The following is a 23,948-nucleotide window of genomic DNA, read 5'->3' on the forward strand; positions in this document are numbered from 1 at the left end:
GCGGCCTTTGCTTTTTCTAACCTCCTTTACCTGCACACCTATCGGCAATCTTCGCAGACTGCTTTCCCAATGGGAGATATACAGGCTTACCCTGTTCCGTATGTCGCGCAAAATATCAGCTTAGATGCCCACTATAGTGCGGAGAGTACATCGATCACGAAAGAGTACTGTCCAACTTCTTTCCGACTCTCATTGCCATTTTGGCCACAGCGTATTAACCACTTCCGCTGCTTCATCATATAACGCGCCTTGCGTGGATTCACTTACGTTCATCATACTGACACCCTAGCACTTACCCGATTTGTGGTTATCAGGAAGAACGTCCTCTCACGATTCAGTTCCCACTCGGTCTAACAACCGAGTTTCGTTACATTGTCGGATCCGCTGCTTTATTCAGGATCCTAGGGTCATCTGGTGATACAGATGGTTCACTCTTATCGTGGTGAACAACGCTTCATACGACTTCAGGTCGCACGGACAGAATTGAGTTAGTTGGTTCCATTACACTTCCTGCTAGACTGCTCTATATCACTCTTTAATGGGTATCCGCTCAGATAATCGGACACTCCCTTATACAAATGACAGTAAACCAGTTGCTGTGTTCGTTTGCTTTTCCCTGGTATGTTAGAATAACAGCACCAGAAAATAATCAACTCTCACAATGTCAGAACAGTCATATCACAAGCTTTTAAAAACTACTTTTGAAAATGCACTTCTTCATCTCTACTTTAAGGTCAGTGCGTCTCAAAACTTTGTCAAAGAAGTACAACGCAACAAAATCCTCATTGACTTCTTAAAACCAAAATTGAGAGAGCAACGCTATTCACTTATCAAAAAAAAGCTAAAAACCATCTGCTTAATGAAAAACAAATTTGGGTCAATCGAGAAACACTTAAATGGGATTATTCAACAATATAGCTCAATCAAGAGCAAGAATGATGTAGACAAACTCTATGACTTGCTTGAGCAGTTCGAGAAGGCAGGGTTTGAAACAAAGCTGATTGAGGAAACTCCAACACAGATTCAAGATGTTGTTTATTTAGATAGAGCACACATTAACCATTGTTTCGATGAGATCGATAATTACCAAATCGCACCTATTTCTTTACTCATTCATACAGAACAACTAGACAAGTTTACTCAATGTCTTGATGAACAAATCCATTTTAAATATGAAACTTTTCAAGTTAACGAATCATTGAAGAACTATCACTATCGCTTACATCCTACATCATAAATCTCTGACAAGCGAAGATTTCCAAAGTAGAAAAGTGTTTATAATGAAGGCGATATTAGAGACTTTCAGATTTTTATTCTTTGAGATCAGACAAATGAGTGTAGTTATATTAAAAGCCAAGCTTGCACAGCAATCAGAAGACTGCGATTAACCTGATACTGAGATAAAACTTTAGCAACAAAGTCGTAAAGTTTTTCATATGTATATTTAAGCCTGGCCTTTTTCAATATTTAGATACTACAGACGATGATTCGATCTTTGCTATGAAATCGCAATCAGGGAAAATGCCAAATATAAAAAACGTATTTAAAAATCTTTTTGTCCATGTCTAGTCACAGTGATGGCTGGTCATAAAAAATACACTCCCATAATCATAGTAAACGAGGAACAAATGCTTACTTTCGATACTTTAAAAAAACGTCACCGCAATGAGAGGGAATACTACTCTGAGGCTCTTTCAACTAGAGTACATCGCTCACTGAGCTGGCTTAAGAAAGCTGAGTCATGTAATGACGAAGACTCAAAGTTTATTTTCCTTTGGATTGCCTTCAATGCTGCATACGCACAAGAGTTTGAACAAAAAGTTAATTATGGAGAACGAGGACTTTATCAAGAGTTTTTGACACGACTTGTTGAATTGGATACTGAAAATTTATTATCACACATCGTCTGGCATAATTACTCTGGGGCTATAAGATCTTTATTGGACAATGAATTTATTCTAGAAAGTTATTGGAGTTATCATGCAGGGAGGATCACCGAAGGTGAATGGAAGGCAGCCCGAAGTAGAGCCAAGATTGCTGCTAACGCCGCTCTAGGACAGGACAATACCGCTTCAGTTCTTTCAATCGTATTTGCCCGTCTATATACACTACGTAATCAAATTATTCATGGTGGATCAACTTACGGTAGCTCAGCGAACCGTAAACAACTCCGAGATTGTACTAATCTGTTGAAAAAGCTATTACCAACTATAATTAAAGTTATGATGGATTCTAGCAATGAATTATGGGGAGACCCTGTCTATCCGTTAATACAAGATTAAAAGTTGAGTTGAGCTTGAGGGCATTTATATATGCCCTCAATCACTTTACTACTTTATTCTTTTTGTCAAGTTTGATAAACAGGTGTCATACACAAAGTTTAAGCTTATCCTCTTCACCCATCTGAAGAATATCGTTGTACTCTTTCAGAGCCTGTTCTTTGTTCTATAAGTGTAACCGTTCACCGTCCCCCATTGACAATCAAGTGTGACTATCCACAGTTGATCCACTTTTTCTTCTTGAGTGATCATTTACAATCTTCATGAGGAAGGAATGAAAAAGAAGAAATCCAAATTCGCAGAGGCTCCTTCCTCCTATTGCCTCCGATATCAATGAAGCTAACGCGCTCATCGAAGAGTTGTGGGAACAACTTGGCCATTATGAAGATAAGCTAAAACCAGTTGCTCTAACTCTTCAAAACCACCGTCTTCGGATGGCCCAAAAAGCGGGCTGAGCGAAAAAAGCTCAAAGCTCTGGTGACCGCAATCCAAGAGGATCGAAACAGGGTCACTAAGGGAGTTGACGACAGCTCTCTAAACTAAAGAAAACGGACACTGTTATCGATTGCTTGCCTGATTCTACGTGTCCGTGCTGTGGTAAATCAGACATCTTCGTTCACAATAACCCGTTTTATCGGCATCAAGTTCACGAAATACCAAAGCCAACGGTCGAGATCTCTGACTACCGATTATTTTCAGGTCAATGACGATATTGCCATGAGGTCGTTAGAGCTAAGAAACCTGAAAATATCTCACAAGATATTATTGGGCCTAACTTGCTCAGTTGTATCGCTGTATTAGCAGGACAATATCATTTAAGTATCCGCAAAATTCGCTCTCTGCTAAAAGAGCAACTGGGTATGACGTTCTCTGTGGGTGCCATCAGCGAAGTTCAGACCAAAGTGGCTTCAATGTTGACCCCTTTACATCATGCAATACGAGATAGTATCCAAACAGCACCGCTAGTTCAGGTAGATGAAACCTCCCATCCTCATAATGGTGAAGAGAGCTTACGTTGGTGTTGGTTGGTCGCCAGTGAAGACCTTGTCTACGAAAAGATCTTCAACCCACTCCGCCAAGACAATGTTAGGTAAGAATTATAGCGGCCTTGTGGTCACTGACCAATGCCCAAGCTATAACTGGTTAAAGCCAGAAAAACATCAACTGTGCTGGTCACATGTGAAACGAAATCTTCAGTAAATCGCTGATTATACTGGTGGTGGTTATACCGCTCTCGTTGGACAACGGCTAACACTGATCTCTAATATGGTTTTCAGAATACGCCACCGCTTGGAAAATGCAGACATCCAGCCCGAACAGTATATTCGCCGCATAAATCGACTGCGAAAGTCCTTCGACCACTGGTTTCAAAAAGGCTGTGGGATAGTCGTTCAGAGATATAAAGGTCGATGTAAAAAGCTACAATCTCACAGTCAAAGCTTGGGGTTATTTTTAACCGATACTTCAATCCCCCCTTAACAACAAAGAAGCAGAGCGGAGAATAAGTTGCATGTCATCCAACGTAAAATTAGCTTCGGAACGAAATCTGATGCGGGCGACAAGTTCAGGGGCCATATGCATTAGCTTGTTGAGACCTGTAACAAACGAGGCATCTCGAACCTGTCTGCTATAATGGAAATAATTAAAGCAGTTACACTTCGCAAGCCTACTCTGACGTGCTTAGCCTGTAATCCACAAAATCAAGTGACTACTGGTAAATGGTTACCTCTAAGTCAGCACTAAGCTGCCCAACATTAGACTTTAAATCTCGATGAGTGTAGGGAGAAAATTTTGTTTGAGAGTAATTGACGTAATTTCTGTATGGTTATTTTTTTGCGAAAATCCTCTCGACCTGATAAATTCTGGCCGACAAAATGGAAAATATGTTTTACTAAGTCGATGCCGATAATATGAACCTTGAGAATGATGGTAACCTTTTCCTCAATACTAACGAGCTTATTGGAATGACGAGGCATACCTTCTAATTACCTTTTTATAAAGCTATCTATAGTTTTATAAAAAGGTTCTAAATAACACAGTTAAGACGAAAACTACAATATACTTTATCAAGTTTACTCACCGTAATTTCTTATGAATATATATGTCCATAAACATCCAGTTAATAAAAGGATGTTTATGAACCAAAGAGTTAGGTTTGATAAAAGTTTAATCTAGCTCAATAGTTTGAGTGGGCTTAAGCCAGTGTAAACTTTCTTGTTCCTCCTCAAGTTTGGAGAAGTCTTCCTTGCTCCAACCGAAGCTCTCAGATAATGACTTTAAAAACTCTCTTTCAATGTCAGAGTAATTCTCATCGACGATAGCAAGACGAATAGCCTCTTTGAAGAAGCTGATTTCCTGTTCTCTATTGTCAAAAAGAATTTTAATTTCTTTCACTTCTTGTTGCGACGGTATTTCTTGACCTAAGCCCACTTGAAGAGCGATCTCTTGTACTATTTGGATTTCAGTTTTGTCCACTTGATTATCAGCGTAGGCTAATTTAGCTAACGCATGTACCAAATTTTCTTTTGATCTTTTAGTTGTAAAAACTTCCGTTAAGTAATTGTTTTCCATTTTTATTTAGTCTAGTTCTATTTCAGTGGTCTTACTAACTTCTTTATAGTTGTGAGATTTATAAAGAAATTCTCCTTTCTTAAGTTCTACTTTTTCAACTTTATTTACTTCAATCAATTTTTCAAGTGCCGTATTGATAGATGACTCGCTTATCGATGTACCACTTGCGATTTGTCCTATATCTAACATACCTTTTTCCTCAAGGTACGTTTCAATCGTAGCTAAGTCTTTTTTTGAAGAACTATCAACCCAGTAGCCTAATAATGCAAGGATCGCCATAATTGATATTGTTGGTACGGGAAATAGGTATACCAACCAAATCACAACTCCTAATACGATTAAAGGCCATATACGTTTAAACAAGGCAATACCAATACAAATCACGATAAGCGAAAAAAAGATTGTTCCCATTGACAGATCCTTACTTGAGAGGGTGAACTATTTTGAAATCTATACTTCCCTGAGATAGTAATTTTTCAAACTCTCCCTCTTTAAATAAACGATGAGTAAATCTTTTTGTTAGTTCATCTTTTACCCATTCTTTACTTCTTGTCTGGAAAAACAATTCTGCTTTTGCTATCGCCTCATTATTATCGCAATGAGCCATGATTTTAAATGTACCAGCGATAAAGGTAAGCTCATTAAGTTTTTCTTTTTTCATTATCAACTTATCAGTATTTTCTGATAAGTTGCCTACAATTTCTTCAATAGATTGAGGCTCTAAAAAAATAGCATCAAGAGTAGATTCCCAGGCTTCTTTTAATTCATTGAGTGCATCTTTACTCATTTGCATTTCCTTAATTAGCTTAATTCTAGTTCTAGTTTACTGGTGATATCTGTTTCAGACATAGCATTTGCCATGTCAAGGATTTCTTGTGGAACTTCACTAGGTGATACTTTTCTTGTAACAGTAGTTTCTTCCCAATTACCTTGTCGGTCTTTACTGTAATGTCGAGATATTTCTTTGAATGCATCTCGCATTTTCTTTACAAAAACACGAACGCCAAACACTACGCCACGTACAACTTCTGCTACTTTTTTTGCGCCACGTACAATCCACTCTTTAATGTCACTCCAGAATGTTGCCACTGCGCCTATACCCATGATTGCTGCGCCAGCAAGTAATACAAAAGGAATCATTTTTCAACCTCGTTGTTTAATTGTTTTAAAGCATATTCCTCTGTGACTTTTCTACTAGTCATAGATATAACAGAGTTATCCTCTTTACTCTTAATTATTTGATTAATGGAATCTTCAAAGTAGCGGTGTGGTGCACTACTTAAGTTCTCTTTAGCTGTTCGAAATGCAGCTTTAAGTATTGCATTTGAAATGTCGCTGCCTGATACCCCTGAATAGTCTTTAGCAATTTTTGTGAAATCGAGAGAGTTAGGAAAGTTCTTAGGTGTCAACCTAGACCAAATTTTTTCTCGCTCTTTCTGATCAGGAAGAGTGAAATGAACATGCCCAAGTATTCTTCTCATAAAGGCAGGATCATAATTGGATATAAAATTAGTGGCAAAGATAATAGTTCCCGTGAAGTTGTTTAGAAGAACTAAAAGTACAGATCTAGTTTGATTGACACTTGTGTCCGTTGAATTTGACATGTTAGTAACACGTCTACTCAACATAGCATCTGCTTCATCAAAAAAAAGAACGCTATTTGTCTGGGTCGCAGCTTCAAATACTTTTTGTAAATTTTTAGGCGTATCACCGACGTACTTGGACTCAATATCAGCGTAATTTACTTCGATAATATTTTGTCCTAGCTGATTAGCTATGGCGTGAGCTGCCATGGTTTTTCCTGTACCAGGTGCACCATATAGATTTAAAGCAATTTTACTCTGGTGTTTGTGGGTTTGATTGAAACCCCAATCACTGAATATTTTGTCTTGGTTCTCTCTAGAAGATAACAAATCATAGATTTGACTCTCAATTTTTTCGCTAAGAATCAAATCATTAAATGAAAACTTTGGAGTAACTGGCGTAACAAAAAGATCTTTGTTCTTTGTCACTGGAGCTGGTTTACTGACAGCGCTTGATTGGACTATAGGCATATGATATTGATTCATTCTAATAGTTTGATGGGTACAATTTACTGTACCTACTGATTGATTTCAAAGTGTTTTTACACGTGTAAAACTTTTTTAAATAAATTTTTATCCGCTTATCTCCAGCTCATTTAACCTTCAAAGTTTCTATTTATGCGTTGTGTTATAACTAAGTCACCAAACCCAGAGAGCCATTGAACTAATAGCTTTGAGTCAACCACAGTTGCTGAAATTTTGTATATGTCCCCCTGTTGGGTAATGTTTTGGTCTGTCGAGATTGGTGTTTCCGAAAGAAGCAACGCTAACTCATTTTTAACTTCAAGTTCTAGGGAGATCTTCTGTCCTTCGCCAAAACCAAACCTTCCATCAGCATCATACTGGCTTAGCTTAAACTCTTTTGGGCGTTCAAAACCGAAAGATGAAACAGAGGCTTTACTTACCCGATGAACTGCGATGCTCCGTTCGTTGTCATAGCCATCAAATCGACAAACTAAGTACATTCGTTGGCCTTGCTGAGCCAAACCTAACGGCATCACCAATGCAGACTTTTGAACTTGTTTAGTATTGTAATAATCAATATTGAGCAAACGATCGTGATATAGAGCTTCGCTAATTGCGGAAAATACCTTTGTGGCAATTTTGGGTGGCAATAGTGGTTGAGTTTCACTCACTACTCTCACCTTTTTTAGCCACTCTCTTTCTCTAGAGTTTCCACTCGTTGGGTTGAGTTTGTATTTGGCCTCTTGAAAAAAACCATCAAGTGACGCTGTTATGTTAACTGGTAAGAGCTTAATCAAATACTCTTCTGCTAGGTTTAAAAGCAATGCCTCTTGTGCTGACAGCTTAGGTAGCGTCATCCCCCCAGCTTCTTTGTTCCAACGATACCCATATGGTTTACTTCTTTCATCACGAATGATGTCAAAGTGTTCACAAAGCAGTTCTAAATTCCGCTGAATTGTACGGAGTTCCCTCTCTATACCAATATGCTCTAATTGCTGGTGAAGCTCTCGTGCCGTAACTTGATGTGATTTTGGTATCCGCTTTAGCAACTCAAACGCTACAACAAGAGACTCGTGAGTGCTCGTTCGTTTGGCCATACTTAGTCTTACCTAATTTTTCAAAAAATGATGTCTTTATTTGATACAACTGAAAAGAAATGATATTTCATATTGTCATGTCATACCTTTTAATGAACTCCTTATACCTCAATATGCAACCTTTAGTTAAGAAACAAGCAGTCGTATACCTAACAAATTGACTATAACGTGTTGTATGTCAAATTGTGTCGCACCAAACCGCTTAAAAAACAATCACTTTGAGTGATAGAGCCATTTCTAACGCACAGAAAACCCCTTGCTCTATGTGACACATAATGTCGTACTTGAATTTAAGATCACTTCTATTAAGGACACTTTTAACATTGGAGTGCATAATGTCTGTTAATACGTGTGATAAGAATGTCTCTGCTGAACCCCTTGATATCAGCACAATTAGTAAAGCGACATGGCAGGATCTAATCAATCAGATACGTTTCTTAGAAGTAGAAAATAAGAAGCTCAAGGATAAGGTGTACTCTTTAGAAAATCAGATTCGAACGGACTGCTTAACTAAAGTTGAAACTCGTGAGTACGGGATGACATACTTAGAAATGTCTTTAAAAAATGAACAATTGAACTCACTAGGGCTAGTCTTTATAGATGTCGATCATCTTAAAATAATCAACGATACAGAAGGACATGTGGTCGGGGATGAAGTTTTGTCTTATGTGGGTAGTGCACTCAAGAATATTCAGAAGCCTTACGAATCTATCTCACGTTATGGCGGCGACGAATTCCTTGCGGTGCTACCCAATGCAACACATCAAGAAATCAATGTTTGGTGTAAACAACTGCACGAAACACTCGCAAAACAACGACTACCACTTGCTCGTTCATCACTTTCCATCACCGTCACTACTGGAAGTTATGTTTACAACATGAAAGGCGATGAGAGATTAACATCGAACCAATTAATCAGTTTGGTTGACCTCGATATGTATCAAAAGAAAGGTGGTCGCATTCGTTAACGAACCATCCAAAAACTAGGAACTCTATGAGTAAACAACGAATATGGACTAGGAACTACATGGGTAAGTTAAGAGTTAACACATACGAATATTGATCGCTTCATCACAATTCGTACTTTGTTACTTAAAAAACGTCAAGGATGTGTCAGAAAAACCTGACAAATTTTTGCCCCTTTTCGAGTTTGCGCAGCAAAGTGGTATTCAATCTAACCTGAAAATTGCCCAATACTTCCTCATATCAGCCCTTCAGGCTGGGGAAACTCATTTTCTCTCTGAAATTCGCAAATCAATCCCCGTTAGAAAAGGTGCTCATTAATATTTTTTGAAAAATCTGCTTTTAAATTCTAGGTTGTTATGTTGATATGCGTCATATAGAACAATAACTTAGAAAGACAGCTACTACATTAGAGTATTTGCGATGAGTGAACAAAAAATTGAGCTAATAACGGATGAAGCATTACGGCTTGTTGATGCTTCTTTGGATTTAAACTGTCGAATCGAGGATAGCATTCCTTTACCAAATGACAGTGCATTCAAAAAGGAACTGGCTAACAATGTAACGATTTTGAAAAATGAACAAAACAAGCTCGCTAACAATGAAATGGTTATCGCTGTTGTCGGTACCATGAAGGCAGGAAAATCAACTACCATTAACGCCATTGCGGGAACAGAAGTCCTACCTTATCGTAACCGCCCCATGACGGCCCTACCTACCCTGATCCGACACACGAAAGGTCTACTCAAACCTGTTTTGCGCCCACAAAACCAAGAGCCAATTACCAACCTGTGTATTGAGTTGGCACAAAAGTTCCAGTCTGGTGAAGAGCCTACTGGTGATGTAGCAGGCTACAAAGAAATTCAAGCACTCATCGTCGAAATTAAAAATGGTACGAGCTTTAATAAAGATATTTATGAAGGTGAAGAAGCCATTTTTGAATATCTCTCATCGCTGAATGACCTAGTTCGCCTCTCAGGCGCAATGGGTTCACGCTTCCCGTTTGAAGAGTATGGGAATGTTGATCAGGTTCCGCTTATTGAAGTTGAATTCACGCATCTAGCAGGGCTTGAAGAATCTAAAGGCCAAATCAGTATTCTCGACACGCCTGGGCCGAATGAAAGCGGCCAACCACACTTAGCATCAATGCTCAAAGAGCAACTATCCAAAGCCTCTGCTGTCATTTCGGTAGTCGATTATACTCAAATTGGTTCTGAAGCTGATGGTGAAGTTCGTGAACTCGTCTCAAAGCTTCCGACAGAGTTACCCCTTTACGTGTTTATCAATAAGATTGATGGCAAAAAGCGTAACGGTGACTCCCCAGAGGAGATCAAAAGGCTTATTGTTGATCAGTTGATGAAGGGCCGTGTTAACGATGACGCGGTTTTCCCAATCTCAGCTAACCAAGCGTACCTTGCTAATATTGCCAAGCGCCATATGAACGCCTGCGGTAAATTGCCAGATTACAATTTTACACCGTGGGTCGAAGATTTTGGTGAGGAAGCCTTCGGAAAACGTTGGAAGCATTCAATTGATGATGCTGATAAGGTTAACCAACTAATTTTGGAGATATGGGAGGATTCGAAGTTTTCATCCCCTATCAAAAACGTTCTGCATTCAGCACACACGAATTCAGCCAAGTTCTCTATTAAAAGTGCTGTAGAGAAGACAAAGATCTTGTCACAGACTTTCAAGCGTGAGCTTGAGTTTATGAGTCAGGGTGCAAGCAAAGAGTTGAGCACACTTGAGAATAGCGTGACTGCCCTGCAAGCCGATATTGAAAAGCTTGATGAAGCCGAGAAGGCTATCAAAGTTCATGCGAATAACACCATCGTTGAAGTCATTAAAGCAACGAAGAACTCTGCAACTCAGATTCAGAATTGCATTGATACCCAAGTGACCAAGTACTTCAAAGAAGGCAAGCAGCAGGAGCTGGACCAGCAGCGTCAAAGGCATGGCAAGGCCAAATCAAAAAAGCCTCAAGAGAAGAATCCTGGGTTGCCCGCTCTCTTCTCGAACGTTATCAGTGCACTTACAACTTGGGAACACCAAGTCGCTGAGACAGGGCAGCAAGACTTTAATCCTAATGAGACGGTGATTGAGTTCCCTGATCGGAATTCCGCAAAGACATTATTGAAAAAGATTGAAGCCTCTACGAATGCCATCCTTAAAGATGGTCAGGGGCAGTTAGAGAACATTTTCTCTCGTTGTTTTGTTGAGCTTGAATCTGCACTGAACGAAGCCATCAAAGAGTCCATAAAGCCTATTCAAGCCAGCATTGAAAGTGAGTTGAAAGAAGCAGGGTTTACCGTTTCACTGAACCTGCCTAGTTTCAGTAAGCGTTCACTTTCTCTTGATGTTCAAACAATGTTTGACTCGGCCTTAGAAGAGAAATCTCGCTCTGAAAGGCGACACCGCCGACAAAGTGGTGCCTGGGGCAAAGTTTGTAGTTTTTTCAATACGGATGACTGGGGTTGGGAATCCTATGAGGTTAGTGTTGAGTATTACCAAATTGATCTTACCAAGATCCATCAAAAGACCCGTGCGCAAGTGACTTCGTTTATGAAGGCGATAGACCACACTATCAAGAAGTCGATACAAGAACCTGTTGATCATGAGGTTAATGCCTTCTTTGATGATTTCGGAACAATCTTGGATTCAGTTGTTTCCAACATTCAGGTGTCGATTCAGAATCAGTCGTTAAGCACACAAGAGAAGGCGCGGTTGATTGAGCAATTGCGTGATTACTTGGAACGTAATGAAATAATTTCTGATCAAGTTCATGAGCTTGATTTAGAGGTAAATGATGGAACAACATATGCGAGAAAATGATAATTCGTGGTTTGATAAAATAGATTGCATCAAGGATAAAGCTATCGTTGATCTGGTGAACGGTTTGGACGTAAGTCGTGACCACCAGAAGAACTTTGATTCACAGAGCATTTCATCACGACTGTTAAACGGCCTTACAGGTAAAAATCAAGCACGTCAGGGCGAGATCAACAAATCCTTAACTGAAGGATTGGAATCAACCTTGTCCTGGCTCACAGAGCTTACAGATTCTATAGCTTACAGCAATCTGGCTATCCAGCAGGTTAACCAGCGAGTTGATAAGTTAACAGAGCACTTGACTCACCTTGCTGGTGATTACATGGAAACCCGCTCCAAGCTAAAGGCACTGGCTGCCGTTACTTCTGATAGGCTGGCTGTCCTTGAGAATGATATCGCTAACCTAAAACTGGAGGTTAAAGCGAACACTCAATTGGACTTGGTATTCTCACGGTGGAGAACAGGTTATTGGCATGACTTCCCTATTGCGACTCGATGCTACATTGCTCTCGAAGAACTTCGCTGGGGAAGCTTTGGTGACTTCATTCGAAGTGCTAACGACAAAGAACGCAGCAACTACCTTGAACTGTTGAGAAACAAGGTGATTGAGCAATTGGCGGCCGATAGTGGATCAACGGTCAAAGAGCGCATTGATTCTCAAACATGGATCGAACATAGCGCAAAAAAAACGCAAGAAGCTGTCGAGTTTCTAGGTGATTGGTGCCTAGAACACAAACACCCTGCAACGTATTTTGTTACACAGGAGTGGGAGAAAGCCCCCTTGTATATGCCAAGGATCATTTCGGCCACCAAGTTAGGCAACTATTTAACTGAAGAAGTTTTTGGGCAGGAGGGCGCATGAAAGTTGGTCTAGTTCTATCTGGTGGTGGCGCATTGGGTGCTTATCAGGTAGGTGTGCTTAAAGCATTGGCAAAGGAAGGTATCGAAATAGATATGGTTGCTGGGGCAAGTATCGGTGCTCTAAACGGTGCCATTGTTGCCAGTGAGGCTTCGGTCACGAGCGCTTACCAGAAGCTGGATACCCTATGGAGTCACCTAGCGCAAGACAACCCGTTGAAAATCAATAAGGCTGTTTACCTTCAATTATTGCTTGCATCTGGCCTACAGTTGAATGCAGGAAGGCTATTGAAATTACTCGATTCACCTTACTTGAAACCAATCTGGGCAAAGTACATCCCAATGCCATTAAAGGTTGCTGAAAGCCTACTGGATGATGCGCCGTTAACAAAGATCATGGCCGATAGCCTTGATGTTGAAAGGCTAAGGACGGGCTTACCGTTATACGCTTCAGTCTTTAAGAGTGACGGTGCTTTAACGGATCTTCTACAGTGCGTGACCTCCGAACTGGGCATTGCCGAGAGTAAGGATTCAGAATATATCCATATCCAGAGCCTGTCAGATGAAGAACAGAAAGAAGCGCTGCTGGCCTCCGCTGCTTTACCTCTTCTTTTTAAACCCAAAATGATTGGTGGTGAAGAGTATGTGGACGGGGGTATCGGCGGATGGACACGCAATCAGGGAAATACCCCTGTTCAGCCACTAATTGATGCTGGCTGTGATGTGGTTATTGTGTCTCATCTGGCAGACGGAAGCTTGTGGTCGAGGTATAACTTTGGTGACACGACGATCATTGAGCTGCGACCAAACGAAACCATTAATCGTAATGATGGTCTGTTTGGTGGCGCAAAAGACCTCCTTGGCTTCCAGCCAAAGAATATCGACTCATGGATAGAGCAGGGCTATAAGGACACTCTACGGTCAATGGAACGGATTTCAAAGCCTTTGGTAGAAAAAGCTGAGCTTAGGGATTCAGAGTCATCTCTCAAGGAAAGCCTGAGTAAATCTAAGTCTGTCGATAATCAGTTGGACGATATCATGTCGAAGCTATCGCAAACGCCAAACGGGTGCTAACCGAACAGGGTTAGCACCAAAGGTGATTTGTAACCTTACCTGTTAACTTCTAAGCCATTACATTTGTAGTGGCTTTTAATTTCAATGTATTGGATTAACGACTTTGGTCAGCAGCACAGAAGCTAGCTGTTCACCCAAATGTGCGATGATTGGTAAACTGCAATACTTGGGCTAATTCATTTGTTGCTAAATTAGCAAATGCAGTAACTCATTTCTGTCCGTGCGACCTGAAGTCGTATGAAGCGTTGTTCACCACGATAAGAGTGAACCATCTGTATCACCAGATGACCCTAGGATCCTGAATAAAGCAGCGGATCCGACAATGTAACGAAACTCGGTTGTTAGACCGAGTGGGAACTGAATCGTGAGAGGACGTTCTTCCTGATAACCACAAATCGGGTAAGTGCTAGGGTGTCAGTATGATGAACGTAAGTGAATCCACGCAAGGCGCGTTATATGATGAAGCAGCGGAAGTGGTTAATACGCTGTGGCCAAAATGGCAATGAGAGTCGGAAAGAAGTTGGACAGTACTCTTTCGTGATCGATGTACTCTCCGCACTATAGTGGGCATCTAAGCTGATATTTTGCGCGACATACGGAACAGGGTAAGCCTGTATATCTCCCATTGGGAAAGCAGTCTGCGAAGATTGCCGATAGGTGTGCAGGTAAAGGAGGTTAGAAAAAGCAAAGGCCGCTTTGTAATGAAGTGGATACAGGTTTATATCTGGCGCGAAAGCGAGCTGACTTCTAACTGGTCTCCCGTTGCAAGATGATTTGAAGAACTTTATTCAAGGAGAAACGCAAATGGTGGCTTCATCAGAAGTTAGTGCCTCTCCTAATGGCACTCAATGGCAATCCATCGATTGGAAAGCTGTCGAGTCGCACGTGTTAAAGCTTCAAATGCGCATTGCAAAAGCAACTCGAGAGGGAAAACACAGTAAAGCGAAGGCTTTGCAGTGGATCTTAACCCACTCCAGATCAGCGAAATTACTTGCTGTGAAGCGGGTGTCCCAAAACAAAGGCAGTAACACTCCAGGAATCGATGGTGTCATTTGGAATACGGATGCCCGTCGAATGACCGCAGTGGACCAATTGAATCGCAAAGGCTACCGAGCTAAACCGCTCAGACGTATCTACATCCCGAAAAAGAATGGCAAACTTAGACCCCTCGGCATTCCATGCATGATAGACCGAGCGCAACAAGCGCTTTATCTGCTCGCTTTGGAACCGATATCGGAAACGATAGCAGATCCAAATAGCTACGGTTTTCGCCCTAATCGCAGTACGGCTGACGCAATAGCACAATGCTTCAAATGCTTGTGTCTTAAGCGCTCAGGTCGCTGGGTTTTGGAGGGGGATATTAAAGCTTGCTTTGACAAGATTGGGCATGAATGGCTACTTGAACATGTTCAAATAGACAAAAGGATGCTGAAGCAGTGGTTAGGCTCTGGCTATATCGATAAGGGCTTGTTCTACCGAACGTCGGAGGGAACTCCGCAAGGAGGAATTATCTCTCCAACGCTTATGTTACTGACGCTTGCGGGCCTAGAAAAGCTCGTGAAAGAAGTCGCTAAGAAATCGGGAGAACGAGTTAACTTTATCGGTTATGCGGATGATTTTGTGATAACAGGCTCGTCAAAAGATGTTCTTGTTAACGAAGTCAAACCAAGGGTGATTGATTTTCTAAAAGAAAGAGGGTTGACACTCTCTGAAGAGAAAACACACATTACTCATATAGATGATGGCTTTGATTTTCTGGGCTTTAACCTCAGGAAGTACAAAGGCAAACTACTCATCAAACCGAGTAAGAGCAACGTTCTCTCTTTCTTGGGTAACTTGCGTGAACTCATCAAGAAGCACGCAACAATGCCAGTCAATGATCTCATTAGATTACTGAACCCTAAGCTGAAAGGTTGGGCGAACTATTATCGCCACTGCGTTGCAAAGCGCACTTTCGGTTACCTCGGTCATCAAATTTTCTGGTTACTGTGGCGATGGGCGGTTAGACGTCATCCCACTAAACCAAAAGACTGGGTAAGGCGAAAATACTACATGAACAGAAGTGGTGGATGGCAATTTCACGGTTGGCAGAAAATCGCCAATATGGACTGTCACTACAACCTAATTCAAATAGCGAAAACGCCGATCAAAAGGCATGTGAAAATTAGAAGTGCAGCAACCCCATTCGATCCGCTTTACCAAGATTACTTGGCAAAGAGGAAGCCGAAAAAGGAAAGTCGTCACTCTTGGTTTGACCCTGCCTTAACTGCTATCTAGGTTGCTGGGTAACGTAATACGCCTTAGCGGAGGCTTGAGCCGTATGCAGTGAAAGTTGCACGTACGGTTCTTAGGAGGGCGGCATCTGGTAACAGGTGTCGCCTATCCGACGTTCCGTACTAAATGTTTACCCAATGTGGTACTAAATGTTTTCAATCAGCGCTGCTTTCGCTGTCTATCAATCAATGTTTGATTCATAGTCAACAAACCATCTTTACCCCTGATAGAGGGTAGTCTGTCGTTTACCCCCGATAAGGGGTAAAACCGATTCTTTGTTTTTATTAGATATAAATAGCGTTAAAAGTAAATGATAAGTCTTTGTTTTAAATGAAATAAATTGTTGACGAAAAGATTTTTATACGTTTTAATAAACTTGAACACTCTCTATCTCAATTTGTATAAAGATTGAGTTAAATAAATTAAACAATATCAAAGAATTCATCACCTTATCGGTGAGAGGAGGAGATTATTTTTTAATAAAAGGAAACGCCAAAATGGCCAAGCAAACACTTACTCTTGTGCGTGGATTACCAGGCTCTGGAAAGTCTACATACGCAAAAACTCTCGATGCTATCTTAGTTGAAGCTGATCAATTTTTTATCGATAAAAACGATAATTACCAATACGACCCCGCACTAATCAAAAATGTTCACGCATGGTGTCAACTCGAAACGAAGCGCTTACTTCGTGCAGGATTTGACGTCGTGGTTGCAAACACATTTGTAAAAAACTGGGAAATGTCATTTTACAAATCACTTGCGGATGAGATGAATGTATCATTCAAAGTCATTGAGATAAATGGGAAATACCAAAATATTCATGGTGTACCTGATGCTGTCATTACTCGAATGAGTAAACAGTTTGAGAAGTTAAATCCTGCATTGATGTCTTCAACTGCAATGGAGGCGTCACAATGAGTTTAATAAAAATCAATGGGTTAGACAAAGCACTCGAGTCAGTGCAAAAGCGTACAAGTGCTAGAGAATTAACCAGCGAAGGCGTCTATAAAATACTCAACGAAGTACAACAGACTTTAGATACTTATCTATTAAAAAAGGATCAGGTAGGTATTCAAGTCTTGATTACAGTTTATACAGCAGTTGCGAGTTCATACCGAGGCATACCTCATGCAACTTTCGTTGAAGTTGAACGTGGTAAAACCGTGTGGAAATTGATCAACGTGTATCGCGATGAAGCGATAGCGGCGGACGCAAAGATCCTCAACACGCAAAAATTTACTGATCAGATTTATTGTAAAGCTGAAAAGAAACTCAATAGACTAGTGTATCCTGACATCGATTTGTTGAGTGTGTGATAGCGAACACCTGATCTTCGGTTCATCGACCCAGCGGGTCGTATATTGCGGCGTTAACATCTGACGCCGCATTTGCACTTCTGCGATTCCCCCTTGTTCCACACACCCAAATCTTTGGTTTAACGTATCATAAACATCCATTAATTTTGGACCAATTGTGATTCAGATTAAAGAGTTCGACTGCTCATGTTGCTCACCCACTAAGTCAACCAGTTCCATACCAATTTTATAAAATCTTATTTCGTTTGAAATAACAGGTCTGATAGTTTAGAGGATGCTTAGTAGGTTAAGCCCAGCATTGTAACTCGGTTTTAGGTATTACCTCCCAGTGCAAAATGCTCTGTATTTTTTGATTCGTAATTTATTACGATAAATTACGATAAATAAGTAATTACATCTCATTGGGTATTCTATAGTCTATAAATCAATACTTAAGGAGAACTTATGAGCAAGAAACGAGATACCATATTGTGGATAAACCACGCTATCAGCTACTTTAAGAGTCAGGGTAAAACGCAGAAAGATATGTCAAATGTACTCTGTATAGAAGAGTCTCGCATAAGTGAGATGAAAACGGCCAAAAGACTTTTGTCGCCATCTGAAAGGCAATCAATTATCGACTTTTGCGGAGCGCCGCGTCGTGAGTCTGGACGTTTTGAGCATGCTTTATGCTTTAACAGCGTAGACACCTTTGTCGCGTCGTTTGGTGAGTTAATGGAAAATCGCTACTTGCGGGAACTCATTCGCTTTTTCCAAGATCATGAAAATCAGGCCAATTTATTAAGTAAGTGTATTCCAATAGAAGATGAGAATGGTAACTACATTGAAACTATTCGCTTGTCAGATATAGATGAAATGATTCGCGATGATGACTTAGAAGATACCTTCCAAAGATATCATCACTGGTTAAAAAATCAGAATGAGGATTCCTGTCTTAAGATGCCTGTGTCCAACAGCTCTGTGCTAGTTGAAGATAAAGATGTCTTCCACTTGATATACCAACTTTGGATGCTTGTTAAGCAATGTCCGACATTTTTACTAGCTACCGAGGAGTCTTTTAACCTAAATCCTGTCGTTGATGTTGAAGAGGTCGTCATGACAGGAGAGAAAGTATTACTAATCGAAAACTCGAACAACCCCAAACCTGTTAATCAACCGATTATCGAGCGTTTTGGCGATGGCAGTCGCTATCCAAACAATAAATGCATCAAACATGATTTATGGCAATCGGTACGATGTGAACTGTACCTAAGTGAAGACATGAACTATCACCTGCTGATTCATCTTTCTCATGAGTACCAGATTTGTTCTTATCCAGATGCTGAAAAATACGGTGATGGGGCCGTACATATGAATGAACTCACCTGGCTAACGGATGTGGATGAGAATGACTTGTTAGTCGTAGTCGAGAACATCAATTCACTGAAGTTATTCTCTATCATTGAAGATGTCAGAAAGTGGTGTGGACTACCTATTGATAACCACCTCGAATTAAAACGTAGGATAGCTAAGTCGGGCGGTTACGTACCAGGTGCAAGGGTATTGGTGTAGGATAGTTGCTGTGAGATTTGTTGCATTTTTTAAGGCTTGCCATTAAATACCTACATTAATGAACAGGTCAATTCCGATGTTGACAGTGAGTCAGTGCAAGCGAAGAAATGATAAAAACTGAGCAGCATAATTATATTAAAGCGGCATAAGCCGCTTTAATATCTCATAAACAAATATCAACTAACCCCGAGGGCCTTGTAAACAGCATCTACAGGGTCACTGTAAAAGCTAACTTGAAACTTAGTAAATGTTTCAGCTGGCACTGTCGGGATATCCGTAGCAGATGCCATAGGAATAAGAATCTTGCTTGCACCAGCTTCGAGAGCGACTTGCATTGAACCTGCTAAATCCTGAACTGGATGCAATACTCCTCCTAGGGTCATCGACCCCAAAACCACCATCGATTCTTGCATCGGCTTTCCAAGTAGAGCTGAGCAGTTAGCAATCAAAGCGGCTAGGCTAGAACTATGTGAATGACCAGACATCTGGAGGTCAACAAAATGCAAATGGAACTCATGTTCCGAATACTGATTGTTCGCCGCTATTCGTGATAGGTTTCCTTTGAAATACTCGAAACCGACTTTGACTTGCTCTTTTGCTTCTGTATCCGAACCAAGCCCTGATGTCGTTAGTTTCCCGTTACCTGCTGTTTTTTGAGTTTCAATACGGAAGACACCAAGTTTACCCGCAGTGCCAGGGCTAACGAAATGAACGACTCCCGCATTGGGTCTACCTGGAGGGATGATTTTAGACCCGCCTTGTTCTGGAACGTTGACAAAGGACTCTTCGAGCGTTTCATTATCAATGTAAGAGAAGTTAACATCGAAGAACTCCATTCCCCCAATTTTTTTGAGCTGCTCTTTTACTCGGCGGCGAACCTCGAGTGCATAGGTTAAGCAAATCCGTACATCTTCTTTAGAGTACTCGCCATGTGGCACTAAAAGTTTTAGTAGTCCAGATGTAGTACGGCGAACGGCGATAACATCTCGCTGATTGAGATTGTTTCCTAGCTTGAAGAATTTGTCGATAGCATCAGCAAATGCATGTTTGCGCATTTCGCGCATGAATTCAGCAAGGTAATCAGTGATTAAACCAAAACGGTTTGTGAAAAACTCTGGGCGCATTTTAGGAATTTCCCAGCCAGGAATATAAGCGTGGAAACGGTCAAAAAACGCTGAGTCAATCATCTCTGCAGGGAATGGGGCAAGTAGATGACTCGTTTTAACCAGCGTTTCAACACTTTGATCAATATTACCGACAAAGACCATTGAAGCCTTCGCTTCAATGGAATCACGACCACGGCTAAATGAACCTGAAGCCATGTAGTCTTTCATTATCTGCACGCCATCTTTGTCTTTAAATCGGATACCTGCGACTTCATCAAAAGCGACAATATCCCACATGCCAACCAAACCGACTTGGCGGCTTGACATGTTATAGAAAAGGTTAGCGACGGTGGTTTGACCGCCCGATACCAATAAAGAGTTTGGGGAACATTCTTTATAAACGTGAGACTTACCTGTACCGCGAGGGCCTAGCTCGCAGACGTTATAGTTATTTTCAACGAACGGTATCATTCTGGCTAAGATATGCCACTTAGCACGCTGCTCCAGATTGGCAGGTTCCATACCAATTGAGCGTAATAGCATATCTAGCCATTGATCCATAGTGAAGTCGCGTCGAGCATCAAACACTTCTTGCATGTTCATTGAAGGCATCTGAATTGCTTTTAAGCCAACAACAGAAAATGGTGACGTTTTTTGGCCTTCCTCATAGAAGTAGCTTAGAGTAATGATGCACCAAATACCGCCTGTCAGCAGCTTTTCATTCTCTTTAACAACATTGGCAGAGATCACCGCGTCCTTGATACCTAAATTCGATAGGCTCGCCTCGTATACGTCTTTTTTCTGATTAAGCTTTACAGTGACTTTATCAATAACTTTATGTGTGCCTTTTTCTCGGATCAGTGATTTGACCTTTTCAGCTTCGTCTGGGCGAACATAGTTATCAGTCAGAATTTGTTTTACTCGACCTAAGCCAGCTTCTATCAACTCATCATCATCAGTCGAGCAATACATCCCTAACAGGTACTCGAGGACATAGACAGGAACATTGGCTCCTTCCTTGAGTTGTTTGGTCAGGTCTTTACGTACAACTCTTCCTTTGAATTGAGTCGTCATCAACTCATCCAGATCGACATCTCTGACATGTTGGATTTCATCTGCCTGATTAGGGACGTCAATAGGCTCTTGTTGATTATAATTTTCTGTCATACAGGGTTCCTAACGCCTTAAAAGAAGTCATCTTCTATCGCGATATCGATCGTGACAGAGTGAGGTTGTAGCTCTTGTGTCTTAGTCGGATCGCTGATGTCTTTCATCATTAACTTATAAGATACGGTGCGATCAAATCCCGTACCGTTGAGCATGATCACGACATTTCGCTTTCTATCATCTTGCTTTTCAGAGGCCGCATCAAACATCACTTTCTGTTTGTGGGATACGGGTTGGCCATTAGGGTCAGCAATCCAAATCTCTAGCTCACGAGCTGTGTACTTTTCGCCAACAGCTGCTGCTTGGAAAAGCTCGATTTTATCTGCCATAGAGACAAGACGGATAGGGTTTGAAAGCGGAACAACAGGTACTCGCTCTTTGGCGTATCGTGACTGCAATTTATTTGTAGTCAGTTCTTTGACTTGGATGACTGGAACACAAATTTCTTGTGGCATAATGCCACCGTGAATAAATTTTGCCCCTCCAACGAAGTTAAATCTATTTGATCCACGAGGAACAATAAATTCACCGTCACTGCATTCCGAGTTTACTGTTAAACTCGCTGTGTTGGTCATCTTACCGTGCCAATAGAAGCTATCGTTTGGAAGGCTTTCACCAATGATGTAACGCTTTTTAGCTTCGACAGCGCCTTTTGGTTTGACGGTTAAAGCCGTTCTATCTGAATCGACAACATCGCTGGATTTAAAAATAAAACCATGATCAGCGGTAATCAACACACGACTACCATTTAAGCGATTGATGATACGTTCAATTAACTGCTTGATTTCACTGATAGCTGTCGCACAGGCTTCAAACGTTTGATGCTCTGATTCACCTTTATCTCCAACCTTATCAATTTCATTGTGGTAGATATAGATCACTCTAGCATCGTGAACTTTTTCTCTGCCTTCCTCATTAGTCCAGTTCAGCACTTCTGAGGCTTTAAACGCGATCCCATTGCGCTTAGCCAAAATCTTATTTCGATTGTCTGTACCACGAGCACTGATACCATCGACTTTGTATTCGACCGTTGAGTTGATGTGTGTAGAGATTTCATTGTGTGGTAGCAAAGAAGCCATACCAAGCTGAGTATAGGAAGGTACTACACCAAGTTGAGATTTAATTTCGGAATGAAAGCGCTTTTCATTATTAATTTGGTCACTTATCGCATGGGCAACCTCATAACGAAGTGCATCAGAGATAATGACAAATACTTTTTTGACTTGTGTTGTATTAAAAATGCCTTCGACTTGTCGTCTATAAAACTCATTTTGGTTTGGTACGCCTGAAATCTTCCAGTTCTCTAACAAAGACTCTTCATCGACGAGTTTACCCCAAGCGATCGCTAGGTCGTGTAAGTACCAGTCCACATAGAGTGTTTCGATATCAGAAACCAACCCTGTTTTTTTCAATATATCAGAGCCATTATGAGCGACTTTTAAAGCATGCTCACAGAAACGTCGGTATGCAGAATCGAACTTGTACAAGTCAGTTTCATACGCTCGGTACATTTCTTTGGCAGACGAAAAATTAAAGCCGTCAATATACTGCTGCTTTAACGCATAAAACTGTTTGGCAGCTCGAATTGCTTTTAAGATAGCTGCGTAATTTGGCTGATGATGAGTCCAATGTGTCGTTAAGCGATGAGAGATCAACGAATCGACCTCAACTTGATCAAGGTCACTCAATTGTTGAGCGAGTAAGATAATAAAATGTTGCTCTGCATATTCAAAAGTATCGACACGATGAAGGTGCGTAGGGGACTTAACCATCGACAAGATGTGCTTTATCTCGAATTCTTGCTCTACTTGTTTTGCAAGGGTGTTATATGCATCTGATAAATTTCGATTTTCTCGCATACCCTTAATAAAACTGATCGCTGTCGCTCGTTTAGATGAGTTAAATGTTCTTCGCTCGGTATAATCGCGTTTACCTGATTCATCTAAATTGATTGGTAGCAGGTGCTGCTTGAACCTTGCAAAGACCTCGTGATTGCCGTTGATTCCACTATTAAGTAAAGACTGGTAGCACTCTGTGAATAGAAGTTTGGTCACCAAATCGTTTAGATGAGGTTGAATTTGCTCTGTGTCATCAAATTTTTCAACTTGATATCCCATCACATCGAAAGCAAAGCGCCAGAAAGTATCAACCAAGTTGTACTTTTCTAGATCACTGAAAATAGTATTAACATCGATGCTATCTGCAAGCTTTAATAACAGATGATTCAAGATATCAGGAAAGGTTGGAGACTCAACTTTAAGTGTCGCTGCTAGTAGTGCTAGTTCCAGCTCTTCCTTATTTGCACTGTGAGGCAGCAACTTCTTGAGGCGTTCACGGCGAACCTTAGCTGTAAAAAAGGCGCGGTAATGGGAAATAACCTGACGAAACTCCATTCTCATGCCAATCTCATTAAGGATCATTGAGCTTGAGTCAGCATAGAAATCCTCGGAGTAAAGGCGTATGTCATATAACCAATCGCGTTCTGGTTTGTTGGTTTCAGTGTTGCTGTACAGAACAAATCGGGTGGCTGGTTCAAGTAGCTCGACACGTGTTTTTACTTCGAAGTGGGACTTATCATCTAAATGGATGATCTCAATGCCGTCAATAGAAAGCTCATCAAGCTGATCAATGAACTCTTTGTCGGTATCTTGCCAAAATACCAAACGGCTATGTTCAAATTTGTTTAAAAGGCCCTGAGATATTTGGTCTATGTTCATTGTGGATTCCGATAGGGCTATGTTGCTTATACAAAAATGACAGAATTATACCATTCCACAACCGTTTTTAGTATCAATACGCAAGGGGGTTGCATT

General features: G+C 40.9%; 19 protein-coding genes and 1 pseudogene. 11 read left to right on the plus strand and 9 right to left on the minus strand.

Features of this window, described 5'->3' with window-relative positions:
* Nucleotides 1-661: 661 nt before the first annotated feature.
* From ACZ5ZC_RS06115 to tnpC, 3 genes and pseudogenes are all read left to right on the plus strand, one after another.
* Nucleotides 662-1,237 carry a DUF2913 family protein gene (locus tag ACZ5ZC_RS06115; RefSeq protein ID WP_054868450.1) on the plus strand — a complete coding sequence of 192 codons (576 nt, stop codon included), beginning with the start codon at nt 662-664 and terminating at the stop codon, nt 1,235-1,237.
* Between the two features lie 391 nt (nt 1,238-1,628).
* A complete protein-coding gene (locus ACZ5ZC_RS06120; RefSeq protein WP_069535817.1) occupies nt 1,629-2,282 on the plus strand; it encodes a HEPN domain-containing protein in 654 nt (217 codons plus the stop codon).
* 271 nt (nt 2,283-2,553) lie between these two features.
* Nucleotides 2,554-4,022 (plus strand): annotated as a pseudogene (gene tnpC / locus ACZ5ZC_RS06125) (IS66 family transposase).
* Between the two features lie 423 nt (nt 4,023-4,445).
* Here tnpC and ACZ5ZC_RS06130 read toward each other — a convergent pair.
* The 6 genes from ACZ5ZC_RS06130 to ACZ5ZC_RS06155 all read right to left on the minus strand — a co-directional run bounded on the left by ACZ5ZC_RS06130 (nt 4,446) and on the right by ACZ5ZC_RS06155 (nt 7,995).
* On the minus strand, nt 4,446-4,850 hold the full coding sequence (locus ACZ5ZC_RS06130) for a tellurite resistance TerB family protein (RefSeq protein WP_262658360.1): 405 nt from the start codon (nt 4,848-4,850) through the stop codon (nt 4,446-4,448).
* A 6-nt stretch (nt 4,851-4,856) separates the two neighbouring features.
* Nucleotides 4,857-5,261, minus strand: coding sequence for a hypothetical protein (locus ACZ5ZC_RS06135; RefSeq protein WP_025612725.1), 405 nt, complete (start codon nt 5,259-5,261; stop codon nt 4,857-4,859).
* Between the two features lie 10 nt (nt 5,262-5,271).
* Nucleotides 5,272-5,637, minus strand: coding sequence for a hypothetical protein (locus tag ACZ5ZC_RS06140; RefSeq protein WP_025576237.1), 366 nt, complete (start codon nt 5,635-5,637; stop codon nt 5,272-5,274).
* Between the two features lie 14 nt (nt 5,638-5,651).
* Nucleotides 5,652-5,990, minus strand: coding sequence for a hypothetical protein (locus ACZ5ZC_RS06145; RefSeq protein WP_025576235.1), 339 nt, complete (start codon nt 5,988-5,990; stop codon nt 5,652-5,654).
* Entirely contained in the window at nt 5,987-6,904 is a 918-nt protein-coding gene (locus ACZ5ZC_RS06150; protein WP_025576234.1) for an ATP-binding protein, read from the minus strand. The genes ACZ5ZC_RS06145 and ACZ5ZC_RS06150 overlap by 4 nt, the downstream gene beginning before the upstream one ends.
* Nucleotides 6,905-7,029: 125 nt before the next feature.
* Entirely contained in the window at nt 7,030-7,995 is a 966-nt protein-coding gene (locus ACZ5ZC_RS06155) for a helix-turn-helix transcriptional regulator (RefSeq protein WP_025576232.1), read from the minus strand.
* Nucleotides 7,996-8,330: 335 nt separating this feature from the next.
* Here ACZ5ZC_RS06155 and ACZ5ZC_RS06160 point away from each other — a divergent pair, with 335 nt between their 5' ends.
* The 7 genes from ACZ5ZC_RS06160 (at nt 8,331) to ACZ5ZC_RS06190 (ending at nt 17,311) form a co-directional block, all read left to right on the plus strand.
* On the plus strand, nt 8,331-8,963 hold the full coding sequence (locus tag ACZ5ZC_RS06160) for a GGDEF domain-containing protein (RefSeq protein WP_025612724.1): 633 nt from the start codon (nt 8,331-8,333) through the stop codon (nt 8,961-8,963).
* A 418-nt stretch (nt 8,964-9,381) separates the two neighbouring features.
* Complete coding sequence (locus ACZ5ZC_RS06165) at nt 9,382-11,790, plus strand: dynamin family protein (RefSeq protein ID WP_140134971.1); 2,409 nt, start codon at nt 9,382-9,384, stop codon at nt 11,788-11,790.
* Nucleotides 11,777-12,649, plus strand: a complete 873-nt coding sequence (locus tag ACZ5ZC_RS06170) for a diguanylate cyclase regulator RdcB family protein (RefSeq protein WP_464931498.1) — start codon at nt 11,777-11,779, stop codon at nt 12,647-12,649. Before ACZ5ZC_RS06165 ends, ACZ5ZC_RS06170 begins: the two co-directional genes overlap by 14 nt.
* A complete protein-coding gene (locus ACZ5ZC_RS06175) occupies nt 12,646-13,719 on the plus strand; it encodes a patatin-like phospholipase family protein (protein ID WP_464931499.1) in 1,074 nt (357 codons plus the stop codon). Before ACZ5ZC_RS06170 ends, ACZ5ZC_RS06175 begins: the two co-directional genes overlap by 4 nt.
* An 804-nt stretch (nt 13,720-14,523) precedes the next feature.
* Nucleotides 14,524-15,996 carry a group II intron reverse transcriptase/maturase gene (gene ltrA, locus ACZ5ZC_RS06180; RefSeq protein ID WP_031820039.1) on the plus strand — a complete coding sequence of 491 codons (1,473 nt, stop codon included), beginning with the start codon at nt 14,524-14,526 and terminating at the stop codon, nt 15,994-15,996.
* Between the two features lie 494 nt (nt 15,997-16,490).
* Nucleotides 16,491-16,913, plus strand: coding sequence for an ATP-binding protein (locus ACZ5ZC_RS06185; RefSeq protein ID WP_464931500.1), 423 nt, complete (start codon nt 16,491-16,493; stop codon nt 16,911-16,913).
* On the plus strand, nt 16,910-17,311 hold the full coding sequence (locus ACZ5ZC_RS06190; RefSeq protein WP_054868358.1) for a hypothetical protein: 402 nt from the start codon (nt 16,910-16,912) through the stop codon (nt 17,309-17,311). The genes ACZ5ZC_RS06185 and ACZ5ZC_RS06190 overlap by 4 nt, the downstream gene beginning before the upstream one ends.
* Here the strand turns inward: ACZ5ZC_RS06190 and ACZ5ZC_RS06195 are convergent.
* A complete protein-coding gene (locus ACZ5ZC_RS06195) occupies nt 17,276-17,452 on the minus strand; it encodes a DUF4113 domain-containing protein (RefSeq protein WP_158155143.1) in 177 nt (58 codons plus the stop codon). The two genes, ACZ5ZC_RS06190 and ACZ5ZC_RS06195, sit on opposite strands and share 36 nt — an antisense overlap.
* A 303-nt stretch (nt 17,453-17,755) precedes the next feature.
* Between ACZ5ZC_RS06195 and ACZ5ZC_RS06200 the strand changes: the two genes are divergently transcribed.
* Complete coding sequence (locus tag ACZ5ZC_RS06200; RefSeq protein WP_464931501.1) at nt 17,756-18,862, plus strand: hypothetical protein; 1,107 nt, start codon at nt 17,756-17,758, stop codon at nt 18,860-18,862.
* A gap of 176 nt (nt 18,863-19,038) precedes the next feature.
* Here the strand turns inward: ACZ5ZC_RS06200 and brxL are convergent, their stop codons facing one another.
* Both brxL and pglZ read right to left on the minus strand, forming a co-directional pair.
* Nucleotides 19,039-21,078, minus strand: a complete 2,040-nt coding sequence (gene brxL / locus ACZ5ZC_RS06205; protein ID WP_464931814.1) for a protease Lon-related BREX system protein BrxL — start codon at nt 21,076-21,078, stop codon at nt 19,039-19,041.
* Nucleotides 21,079-21,152: 74 nt separating this feature from the next.
* A complete protein-coding gene (pglZ, locus tag ACZ5ZC_RS06210; protein WP_464931502.1) occupies nt 21,153-23,852 on the minus strand; it encodes a BREX-1 system phosphatase PglZ type A in 2,700 nt (899 codons plus the stop codon).
* Nucleotides 23,853-23,948 lie beyond the last annotated feature (96 nt).

The sequence above is a fragment of the Vibrio sp. JCM 18905 genome, from assembly GCF_055393305.1.

Excerpts from the sequence above, each read along its gene's own strand:
- ACZ5ZC_RS06115 (WP_054868450.1), top strand. The coding sequence starts at position 662 with ATGTCAGAACAGTCATATCACAAGCTTTTAAAAACTACTTTTGAAAAT.
- ACZ5ZC_RS06120 (WP_069535817.1), top strand. The coding sequence starts at position 1,629 with ATGCTTACTTTCGATACTTTAAAAAAACGTCACCGCAATGAGAGGGAA.
- ACZ5ZC_RS06130 (WP_262658360.1), bottom strand. The coding sequence starts at position 4,850 with ATGGAAAACAATTACTTAACGGAAGTTTTTACAACTAAAAGATCAAAA.
- ACZ5ZC_RS06135 (WP_025612725.1), bottom strand. The coding sequence starts at position 5,261 with ATGGGAACAATCTTTTTTTCGCTTATCGTGATTTGTATTGGTATTGCC.
- ACZ5ZC_RS06140 (WP_025576237.1), bottom strand. The coding sequence starts at position 5,637 with ATGAGTAAAGATGCACTCAATGAATTAAAAGAAGCCTGGGAATCTACT.
- ACZ5ZC_RS06145 (WP_025576235.1), bottom strand. The coding sequence starts at position 5,990 with ATGATTCCTTTTGTATTACTTGCTGGCGCAGCAATCATGGGTATAGGC.
- ACZ5ZC_RS06150 (WP_025576234.1), bottom strand. The coding sequence starts at position 6,904 with ATGCCTATAGTCCAATCAAGCGCTGTCAGTAAACCAGCTCCAGTGACA.
- ACZ5ZC_RS06155 (WP_025576232.1), bottom strand. The coding sequence starts at position 7,995 with ATGGCCAAACGAACGAGCACTCACGAGTCTCTTGTTGTAGCGTTTGAG.
- ACZ5ZC_RS06160 (WP_025612724.1), top strand. The coding sequence starts at position 8,331 with ATGTCTGTTAATACGTGTGATAAGAATGTCTCTGCTGAACCCCTTGAT.
- ACZ5ZC_RS06165 (WP_140134971.1), top strand. The coding sequence starts at position 9,382 with ATGAGTGAACAAAAAATTGAGCTAATAACGGATGAAGCATTACGGCTT.
- ACZ5ZC_RS06170 (WP_464931498.1), top strand. The coding sequence starts at position 11,777 with ATGCGAGAAAATGATAATTCGTGGTTTGATAAAATAGATTGCATCAAG.
- ACZ5ZC_RS06175 (WP_464931499.1), top strand. The coding sequence starts at position 12,646 with ATGAAAGTTGGTCTAGTTCTATCTGGTGGTGGCGCATTGGGTGCTTAT.
- ltrA (WP_031820039.1), top strand. The coding sequence starts at position 14,524 with ATGGTGGCTTCATCAGAAGTTAGTGCCTCTCCTAATGGCACTCAATGG.
- ACZ5ZC_RS06185 (WP_464931500.1), top strand. The coding sequence starts at position 16,491 with ATGGCCAAGCAAACACTTACTCTTGTGCGTGGATTACCAGGCTCTGGA.
- ACZ5ZC_RS06190 (WP_054868358.1), top strand. The coding sequence starts at position 16,910 with ATGAGTTTAATAAAAATCAATGGGTTAGACAAAGCACTCGAGTCAGTG.
- ACZ5ZC_RS06195 (WP_158155143.1), bottom strand. The coding sequence starts at position 17,452 with ATGGATGTTTATGATACGTTAAACCAAAGATTTGGGTGTGTGGAACAA.
- ACZ5ZC_RS06200 (WP_464931501.1), top strand. The coding sequence starts at position 17,756 with ATGAGCAAGAAACGAGATACCATATTGTGGATAAACCACGCTATCAGC.
- pglZ (WP_464931502.1), bottom strand. The coding sequence starts at position 23,852 with ATGAACATAGACCAAATATCTCAGGGCCTTTTAAACAAATTTGAACAT.